Annotated in this window: 9 protein-coding genes; 7 read left to right on the top strand and 2 right to left on the bottom strand. The window is 35.3% G+C overall.

Annotation, left to right across the window (positions count from 1 at the left end):
* Nucleotides 1-72: 72 nt before the first annotated feature.
* Nucleotides 73-270 carry a hypothetical protein gene (locus ILT06_RS29955; protein ID WP_000369259.1) on the bottom strand — a complete coding sequence of 66 codons (198 nt, stop codon included), beginning with the start codon at nucleotides 268-270 and terminating at the stop codon, nucleotides 73-75.
* Nucleotides 271-507: 237 nt separating this feature from the next.
* Between ILT06_RS29955 and ILT06_RS29960 the strand changes: the two genes are divergently transcribed.
* The 6 genes from ILT06_RS29960 (at nucleotide 508) to ILT06_RS29985 (ending at nucleotide 8,128) form a co-directional block, all read left to right on the top strand.
* A complete protein-coding gene (locus tag ILT06_RS29960; protein WP_098101585.1) occupies nucleotides 508-2,208 on the top strand; it encodes an ABC transporter substrate-binding protein in 1,701 nt (566 codons plus the stop codon).
* A gap of 241 nt (nucleotides 2,209-2,449) precedes the next feature.
* Nucleotides 2,450-4,174, top strand: a complete 1,725-nt coding sequence (locus ILT06_RS29965) for an ABC transporter substrate-binding protein (RefSeq protein ID WP_222655844.1) — start codon at nucleotides 2,450-2,452, stop codon at nucleotides 4,172-4,174.
* 108 nt (nucleotides 4,175-4,282) lie between these two features.
* Nucleotides 4,283-5,239, top strand: coding sequence for an ABC transporter permease (locus tag ILT06_RS29970; RefSeq protein WP_064474381.1), 957 nt, complete (start codon nucleotides 4,283-4,285; stop codon nucleotides 5,237-5,239).
* Between the two features lie 12 nt (nucleotides 5,240-5,251).
* Nucleotides 5,252-6,175, top strand: a complete 924-nt coding sequence (gene opp4C / locus ILT06_RS29975) for an oligopeptide ABC transporter permease (RefSeq protein WP_064474380.1) — start codon at nucleotides 5,252-5,254, stop codon at nucleotides 6,173-6,175.
* Between the two features lie 10 nt (nucleotides 6,176-6,185).
* Nucleotides 6,186-7,166: an ABC transporter ATP-binding protein gene (locus ILT06_RS29980; RefSeq protein WP_000030797.1), complete on the top strand. Its 981-nt coding sequence runs from the start codon at nucleotides 6,186-6,188 to the stop codon at nucleotides 7,164-7,166.
* Nucleotides 7,163-8,128, top strand: a complete 966-nt coding sequence (locus ILT06_RS29985; RefSeq protein WP_098101587.1) for an ABC transporter ATP-binding protein — start codon at nucleotides 7,163-7,165, stop codon at nucleotides 8,126-8,128. The genes ILT06_RS29980 and ILT06_RS29985 overlap by 4 nt, the downstream gene beginning before the upstream one ends.
* A gap of 37 nt (nucleotides 8,129-8,165) precedes the next feature.
* On the opposite strand, the gene ILT06_RS29990 is transcribed toward ILT06_RS29985, so the two are convergent.
* Nucleotides 8,166-9,038, bottom strand: a complete 873-nt coding sequence (locus ILT06_RS29990) for a Cof-type HAD-IIB family hydrolase (protein ID WP_142315334.1) — start codon at nucleotides 9,036-9,038, stop codon at nucleotides 8,166-8,168.
* A 451-nt stretch (nucleotides 9,039-9,489) separates the two neighbouring features.
* Between ILT06_RS29990 and ILT06_RS33220 the strand changes: the two genes are divergently transcribed.
* Nucleotides 9,490-9,536, top strand: a 47-nt coding sequence (locus ILT06_RS33220; protein ID WP_134819041.1) for a DUF3948 family protein, incomplete at its 3' end; no start/stop codon positions are given.

Genomic DNA, 9,536 nt, shown 5'->3' on the forward strand with positions numbered 1-9,536 from the left:
GGATCGGTTACTTATTTCCCGAGACATAAGTATGTGAAACGGCGGATCAGGATTGAAAATAAAAAAGCAGAGTTACAGCTTTACGCGCTGAACTCTGCTTTCTTTTTGTGTCGTATCTTCCCTTGTTGAAATGATAATGGCGATCCCGAGCATAATAAAAAAAGCTAAAAAGAGGACGAACTTTGGGAAGAATGGGAATAGTAATAGAGCCCCGACTATCATAATTGTTAATAATACGTAGTGCAGGACGTATTGGAATAGGTTGTCCATGTTTTCGCCCCCTTTTTGGTAATTGGTTATTAGTATTCTATGTTTCATACTGAACGAATAGAATTGAATTTTTAATTTTTTAATACGAAATAAAAGAGAACGATTGACATGTTTAAAGGAAAGGAATAATCTTGAAATTAATTCATACTATTTTTATAGGAAAAATAAAGATAGTTACAGGGAGGAGGCCTATGTTCCTGCATCGATAAAAATTAGGAAGGTAAAGGTGAGAGGGCAATGAAAAATGCTTTTAAAGGAGCACTTGCTACATTTCTTAGTGTGTCAGTATTACTAGCCGGATGTGGTCAAGAGGAAGCAAGTACAAATGAAGCCGGGAACGTACTAAAAGTAAAAGATGAATTTATTAAGGCGAGCGACAAATCAAAAAGTCCTACAAAAGTAAATGAAAGAAAAGATATTTTTGTAGTTGGAATGCCGATCCCTGGAGGGATATTCCTTCCGCACTTTATGGAGAATGGATGGGATGGTAATATAACGCAAGCTATCTTTGCGCCTCTCGTTGGACTGGATAAGGAAGGGAAACCAATTCCCATTTTGGCGAAGAAGTGGGATATTTCGGAGGATCAGCTTACATATACATTCCATTTGAAAGATGATTTGAAGTTTAGTGATGGTACACCGTTAACTGCGGAGGATGTAGCATTTACATTAACGTTATTACATGATCCAACTTATAGTGGTGCGACTGATATAAGCCAAACAGCAATAAAAGGTGGGCAAGCATATAAAGAAGGAAAAGCGAATTCTATTGAGGGGATTCAAGTCATTGATCCGAAAACAATTACGATTACGACTGAAAAGGTAAATGCTCAAACGCTATCATTAATCGGTGGAGAAGTTATATCTAAAGCGTATTACGGGAAAGAGTATAAACAAGGACACTTGGAGTATTTAAAAGAGTTGTATGGGAAGCCGGTGGGAGCAGGAGCTTATAAGTTAGATAAATATATTCCTGGTCAAGAGGTTCGATTTGTAGCAAATGAAAATTATTTTGAAGGAAAACCGAAGATTGAGCACTTTATTTATAAAATTACAAAGGGTGATACGAAGTTACAACAATTTCAAGCAGGAGAAGTAGATTATGATGGTTTTACGACAAACGTGGAGACCATTGAGCAATTAAAAGATTTAGGTTTTGCTAATATTAATGTGTATACAGGAAGCTCTTATGGCTACATTAAAATGAATTATAAGAAGCCATACTTTAAAGATAAACGTGTCCGCCAAGCATTTATTTACGGATTAGAGCGTCAAAAGGTTATTGATACGTATTTCCAAGGATATGCGTCACTCGTTAATGTACCGATTACGCCAGTTTCATGGGCGTATACAGAAGAGGGCATTAATAAATATGAGTATAATTTAGAGAAGGCGAAGAAATTACTGGATGAGGCTGGATGGAAAGCAGGTTCGGATGGAATTCGTGAAAAAGATGGACAAAAATTGAAAGTAAGTTATTTTGCCTCATCAGCAAGTAAAATAAATGATGTAATGATTCCTGTGATGAAAGAAGATTATAAAAAGTTGGGTGTAGAGTTTAACCCAGAATATATGGACTTTAATACGATGATTTCAAAAGTGATAAAAGGTGATTATGATTTAGCAATGGTATCTACGCCAATGATTGATGATCCGAGCGGAACGATTGAAGAGTTTGTTTCAACAAGTAAACGAAATTATGATGGATATTATAATCCGAAAGTAGATGAATTAGCTAAGCAAGCATTAGAAACGTTGGATATTGAAAAACGAAAAGAAATTTATAAAAAGTTATATCAAGAGTTAAGTGAAGACCCGCCTGTAATCTTCTTGAATAATAGCAAAGTGGTGTCTGCACATCATGCACGAATTCAAGGATTACAAGAAGATAACTATAACGGTATTTTATTAAGTTTACCTAAATTAAAGATAGAATAATAATTTTTAAAAAATTCTCAAAATATTTATTTAGAAAGAATTGACAAAATATAACGGACGATATAAGCTAATAACCATAAAGTCTACCGGAAAGGTCGGAATAGGATTGTTACCCCTCAAAAACATCTATTTTTTACGATTAAAACCGACTTTTCCGATTGGCTATAAATATGCTGTGGGAGGCATACATAAGCTAATAAGTTCGAAGGGTATAACTATTAAACAGTTAGGGGTGGGGACAATGAAGAAAAAGACAAAAAAATGGGCTGGTGTATTTTCGGTATTACTGAGTAGTTCGCTTGTGTTATCTGCTTGTGGGGGGGAAGATACGGCTTCTACAGAACCGGTAAAAAAGCAGGATTTAAAAGACGCTAAGATTGAATCAATTCCAGCTACAGATAAAAAGAAAAGTCCAGAGAAAGCAAATCAGCGAAAAGATACTTTTATTACAGCCATTTCTAAGCCAGGGGGAGTTTTCCTTCCGTATTTTCAAGATAATGGTTGGGATGGAAATGTAACGTCTGTTATTTTTGCGTCACTGGTAACAACAGACAAACAAAGTAAACCTATTCCGGACCTTGCAGAAAAATGGGATATTTCTGCTGACCAGTTAACATATACATTCCATTTACGTAAAAATTTAAAATTTAGTGATGGTTCGTCTTTAACAGCGGATGACGTAGCATTTACATTAACACTACTTCATGATAAAGCGTATGAAGGTGGATTGGATATTGCTCAGTATGCTGTTAAAGGCGGGAAAGAATATAAAGAAGGAAAAGCAACTTCTATTGAAGGAATTCAAGTTGTTGATCCACAGACAATTAAAATTACAACTGAAAAAGTTAATTCACAGGCGCTAACGAATTTAGGTGGCCCAGTGCTATCAAAAGCTTATTATGGAAAAGATTATAAACAAAATACAAGTTTAGACTATTTAAAAGCATTATATGGGCAACCAATTGCAGCGGGTCCATATAAATTTGAAAAATATGTTCCAGGTCAAGAAGTACGCTTTGTTGCTAACGAAAATTATTATGCAGGTAAACCAAAAATCAAAAACTTTATTTATAAAATCACATCAGGTGATACTGGATTCCAATTATTCCAAACAGGTGAACTGGACTATAGTGGATTTAGAGCAAATCCTGAGAATATAGACCAATTAAAAGGATTAGAGTTTGCAAATATTAATCTTGAATCATCAAGTGATATTGCTTATATCTATGTAAATAATAAGAAATCGTATTTGAAAGATAAAAAGGTACGCCAAGCACTTACTTATGGATTAGACCGTAAGAAGTATGTGGATACAGCTTTACAAGGATATGGCTCTGTTGCTAACGTACCAATTGCGCCAGTTTCATGGGCATATACAGAAGAAGGTATTAATAAATATCCACACGACGTAGAAAAGGCTAAAAAATTATTGGATGAGGCTGGTTGGAAAGTAGGTTCTGACGGGGTTCGTGAAAAAGATGGTCAAAAATTAAAATTAACATACTACGCATCAAATACAGGTAAAACAAATGATATCTTTATTCCGATTGCAAAAGAAAGTTACAAAGAAATTGGTGTTGAATTAAATCCAGAATTGATGGACTTTAATACGATGCTTTCAAAAGTAGGAAAAGGTGACTACGATTTAGCAGCAGTTTCAACACCAGGAATTAGTGATCCAAGTGAAGTTGTAAGTGAGTACTTATCAACTAATCCAAAAAGTGATACGGGTTATAATAATCCGAAAGTAGATGATTTGATTGTAAAAGGTATAGGAACGACAGATATTGAAAAACGTAAAGCGATTTATAAAGAGCTGTATAAAGAGTTAAGTGATGATCCACCAGTTATTTTATTAAACTATCGTAAACTACTTTATGCTCATAATGCACGTATAAAAGGAATTGATCCAGAAAAGTACGATAGCATTAGTTCCAATTTACCAGTGTTATCTATTGAACAATAAGGGTTGACCTAAATAATAGAAGACGTTTTTTCACACAGCAATGGAATGGTAGCTGTTTTGAAAAAATGTTCTTCTATTTTTAAGTAAATAGGATTGGGGAGACAAAAGGTGAAAACATATATCATTCGTAGGTTCCTTCAAATGATCCCTACATTGTTTGGTACATCTATTATTATTTTTTTCTTATTTGCACTTTTGCCGGGAGATTATATTGATTCAAATCCAAAGTTAACACCAGAGAGAGCCCAAGAATTAAGGGAATTATACGGCTTAAATAAACCAATTATTGAAAGGTATTTTCATTGGTTAGGGAATGCTTTGCATGGTGATTTTGGATTTTCTTTACAGTATCAAGAACCTGTAACTTCATTACTTAATAAATTTATTTGGAATACATTTATCGTTGCTGTTGCCGCTTTATTTTTCACTTGGATTATCGCTCTTATTATTGGGGTTATTTCTGCAACAAAGCAGCACTCTTGGTTTGATAGATTGGTAACAATCGGTGTCTTTGCAGCAATGTCATTTCCATCATTCTTTATAGGACTATTTTTAATTAAATTATTAGCAGTTGATTTAAAATTACTACCTATTGGTGGCATGATTGATATTGGGAGTAACTCAACAGGGATAGCATACATATTAGAAGTATTACGTCATATGATTCTACCTGTATTTATTTTAACGCTTCTTGGTGTAGGATCATTAACACGATATTTTAGAACCAGCATGTTGGATGTTGTTAGGCAAGATTACATTCGTACTGCTCGTGCAAAAGGCTTAAAAGAAAGAACCGTTATTTATAAACATGCATTGAAAAATGCAATTTTACCAGCAATTACATTACTCGCTTTTGAATTACCAGGTTTATTTTCAGGGGCTATTATTATTGAACAGATTTTTAACTGGCCAGGGATTGGGAGTATTCAATTAGAAGCATTAAACTTCCGTGATTATACGGTATTAATGGCTTTTACGATGTTTCTTTCGTGTTTAACAATTATGGCTAATTTCTTAGCAGATATTGTATATGCGTTTGTTGATCCAAGAATTCGATTGAAGTAAGGGGGGAAAGATATGGAGACTATTACACCACTAATAAAGAAAAAGAAAGAACGGAAAAAGGGTAACGAATCATCACCATGGCGCCAAGCGTATAAAAAAATTAAGAAAAATAAGATGGCATTGTATGGCCTATACGTTTTAATATTTATGTTTTTATTTAGTTTTATCGGTCCGATCTTTTCACCGTATGCTGATGGGAAAGTACAAGTAACACAAATTAATAAACCACCCAGCTTGTCACATTGGCTTGGAACAGACCAGTTGGGACGAGATATTTTAACTAGACTTATGCAAGCAGGACGTATTTCATTAACAATTGGTTTAGCGTCGATGCTACTATCCGTTATACTAGGTGCTCTATTAGGAGCAATTGCTGGTTTTTATCGAGGGGTTGTGGATCATCTAATTATGCGTGTTGCGGATGTGTTAATGTCCATTCCGGGATTACCGCTACTTATTATAATGGGAGCAATTTTATCAGAATGGAAATTACCATCGGAATACCGTTTATATGTTGTAATGATTATTTTAAGTTTAGTAGGATGGCCAGGACTTGCCCGGCTTGTGAGAGGACAAATTTTAACATTGCGGGAGCAAGCTTTTATGCAAGCGGCAGATGTATTAGGATTAAAGGATTCTCGGAAAATTATTCATCATTTAATTCCTAACGTCTTTCCGTTGCTTATTGTTGTAGCAACTTTGGGTGTTGCAGGTTCAATTTTAAGTGAATCCGCACTAAGTTACTTAGGTCTCGGCGTCGTTCCACCTACACCATCATGGGGGAATATGATTAGTGCAGCTAACTCGTTAATTGATTTCCAAAAGCGTCCGTGGTTATGGATTCCGCCTGGTTTTGCAATTTTTATAACAGTTGTATCCATTAATTTACTTGGTGATGCACTTCGTGATGCGTTAGATCCAAAGATGAGACGGTAGGTGAGAAGGTATGAGTAAAGCGGTAGTAGAGCTGAAAGACTTACAAACACACTTTCAGACAGAAGAAGGGACAGTAAAAGCTGTGAATCATGTTAGCTTTACAGTTCGAGAAGGTGAAACTGTTTGTGTTGTAGGCGAATCAGGTTGTGGGAAAAGTGTAACAGCTTTATCTATTATGGGACTTATTGCTGAATCAGGCAGTGTAGTAGGTGGAGATATTTTATATGAAGGAAAAAGTCTTTTAGGAATGAAAGAGAAAGAGCTTCGTAGTTTACGAGGTAATGATATTGCGATGATTTTCCAAGAACCGATGACATCGCTGAATCCAGTCTTCACTGTAGGGGAACAAATCGTAGAGACGTTAAGGGAGCATGAATTACTTAGTAAGAATGAAGCGTATAAGAAGGCAATTGAGTTAATTCGTAAAGTCGGCATAGCTCGTGCGGATGAAATCGTCCATTCATATCCGCACGAACTGAGTGGTGGTATGTTACAACGTATTATGATTGCTGTTGCACTTAGTTGTAATCCGAAGTTATTAATTGCGGATGAACCGACAACGGCTCTTGATGTTACGATTCAAGCTCAAATATTAGACTTATTAAGACAAGTAAAAGAAGAATTTAAAACATCCATTTTATTAATTACACATGATTTAGGCGTTGTAGCAGAAATGGCTGATTACGTTGTCGTTATGTATGGTGGGAAAGTAATTGAAGAAGCACCAGTACTAGAAATATTCCAAAATCCGAAACACCCGTATACGAAAGGCTTGCTGAAATCAAAACCAGTGATGGGGAAACGAATAGATAAACTATATTCTATTCCAGGGCAAGTTCCTAATTTAGTCGGTTTGGATGAATTTTGCTACTTCAGCGGTCGTTGTGAGCATTGTATGGAAATATGTAAAGAAGAAGCGCCAAATCTGAATGTACATGATGAGAATCATAAAGTAGCTTGCTGGTTATATGAGGAGCGTGCGGGACAATGAGTGAACCATTATTAGAAGTAAAAAACTTAAAAACATATTTCCCAATTAAAGGCGGCATATTTAGTAGAACGATTGGACATGTGAAAGCAGTTGATGGAGTAAGTTTTACTATTAATAAAGGTGAAGTTTTCGGTCTCGTTGGTGAATCAGGAAGCGGAAAAACGACGATAGGAAAAACAATTTTACGTCTCGTTCAAAAAACGGAGGGAGAAGTGAAGTTTAAAGGACACGATGTTCATTCTCTATCAAAAGAGGAATTGAGAAAACATCGTCCTAATATGCAGCTTGTGTTTCAAGATCCATTTAGCTCATTGAATCCGAGAATGAGGATTGGAGAAGCACTTGGCGAGCCGATGTTGGCTCACGGACTAGCGACGAAAGAAAATGTTCGTGAAAAAGTGACAGAAGTATTAGAGTTATGTGGCTTAGCCCCATATCATATTGACCGGTATCCTCATGAGTTTTCTGGTGGACAACGTCAGCGTATCGTTATCGCAAGAGCTATGGTATTAAATCCGGAATTTATAGTAGCTGACGAACCTGTGGCAGCACTAGATGTATCTATTCAAGCACAGATCATTAATTTATTTAGTGAGTTACAGGAGAAAAAGGGACTATCTTATTTGTTCATTTCACATGATTTAAGCGTAGTAGAGCACTTATGTACGAAAATTGGAATTATGTATTTAGGAACGATTGTGGAAACAGCGCCGCGTGATGAGTTATTTGCGAACCCACTGCATCCGTATACAAAAGCATTGTTATCAGCTGTGCCAATACCAGATCCAACAGTGAAGCGAGAGCGGATTATACTAGAGGGTGATATTCCAAGTCCAGCAAATCCACCTTCGGGTTGTCGCTTTCATACACGTTGCCCGTTTGCAACAGATATTTGTAAACAAACGGTACCAGAATTCCGTAATGTTGGTGAAGAGCATTTTGTTGCTTGTCATCATGTATAAAAGAAAAGGACCCTTTCAAATTGAAAGAGTCCTTTTTTTATTTACTAGATGAAGTTTGTTGCAATACAAATTTCTCGATTGCGTGAGCAACACCATGCTCATTATTTGTTAATGTTACGACATCACATAATTTTTTTACATCTTCTTCAGCGTTTCCCATTGCAACTGATAAGCCAGCTACTTGTAACATTGGCACATCATTAAAGTTGTCCCCAATCGCAATAGTATCTTCAATTGGTATATTGAAATAAGCAGCCATTTCTTGTAGACCGTTCCCTTTATGACCATGCTTATCCATAATTTCTAAATTAGTAGGAGCTGATGCCGTAACTGAAATATCAGTGTCTTCTTGTAACATGCTTAATAGCTGTGCACGATGCGCTGCATTAAATGTCAAAATGAAGAATTTAGATATTTCTAATTCTGGATTATTTACAACATCTTCTATTTTTTGGAAATCAGTAATTAAGTTTGATTTCTTTTGTTTTTCTGTAATTCTTTCAAGTTCTTCAAGTGTAACATCTAGTGCATGCTTGTTTTCTTCGAACGCTTGCATGACTTGATCTTGCCATGTATATGGAGAATAAACTCCTTTATTCGTATATAGCTTATAAGGAAAACCTTCAGATTCTAGTAATTTTGCAAGCTTGTATACTTTATCGTTTTGTAAACAACGCGAGTTAATTACTTTTCCATCCACATAAACAATTGCCCCATTGCTCGCTCCAACTGGAAGAGATAGTTTATATTCTTCCAATAATTTCAAAGCATCCTCTTTTGCACGACCAGAACAAATCATGACTATATGACCAGCCTCTTTTGCAGTTTGGATAGCTTGTAAGTTCTCTTTGGAGATTTCAAGATTAGATGATAGTAGCGTACCATCCATATCTAATGCGATTAATTTCAAAATGACCACCTCTTTGCTTTTATTATACATAGTTATATAGAGGAAACATATAAACTTATCTTGGAAAGATCGTATTTTATCTCGCGTGAACCGTCAGTAAAAATTTGATAGGCGCCATCTTATTACTTTGAATATGCACTTTAATTTGTAACAAAAATAGAGGTATGTATGAGGGTGTTTCGTTATATGACTGTAATGTTACAATAACATTACAAATGTCAGTTTAGTAGAAAGTGCATTAAAACGGGGTTTTTAAGGGTGTTTATAAAAAAACGTAAAAAAAGTGTAATAAAATTTACGTAATTATATTGCAACGTAGCAATAGTTATGTTACATTAATGTTACAAACGTTACGTTAATAACTTTAATGTAACGCTAACATAAAAACTATGAAATAAACATTTCTTAGAAATTACATATAGATAACTTATTAAAAAGGAGGATACATAAAATGAAAGAGCAAGTATTACAAGTAACAAAAGGTGACTTCGTAGGATC

The organism is Bacillus sp. 17RED48 (genome assembly GCF_019837545.1).
GTDB classification, from domain to species: domain Bacteria; phylum Bacillota; class Bacilli; order Bacillales; family Bacillaceae_G; genus Bacillus_A; species Bacillus_A wiedmannii.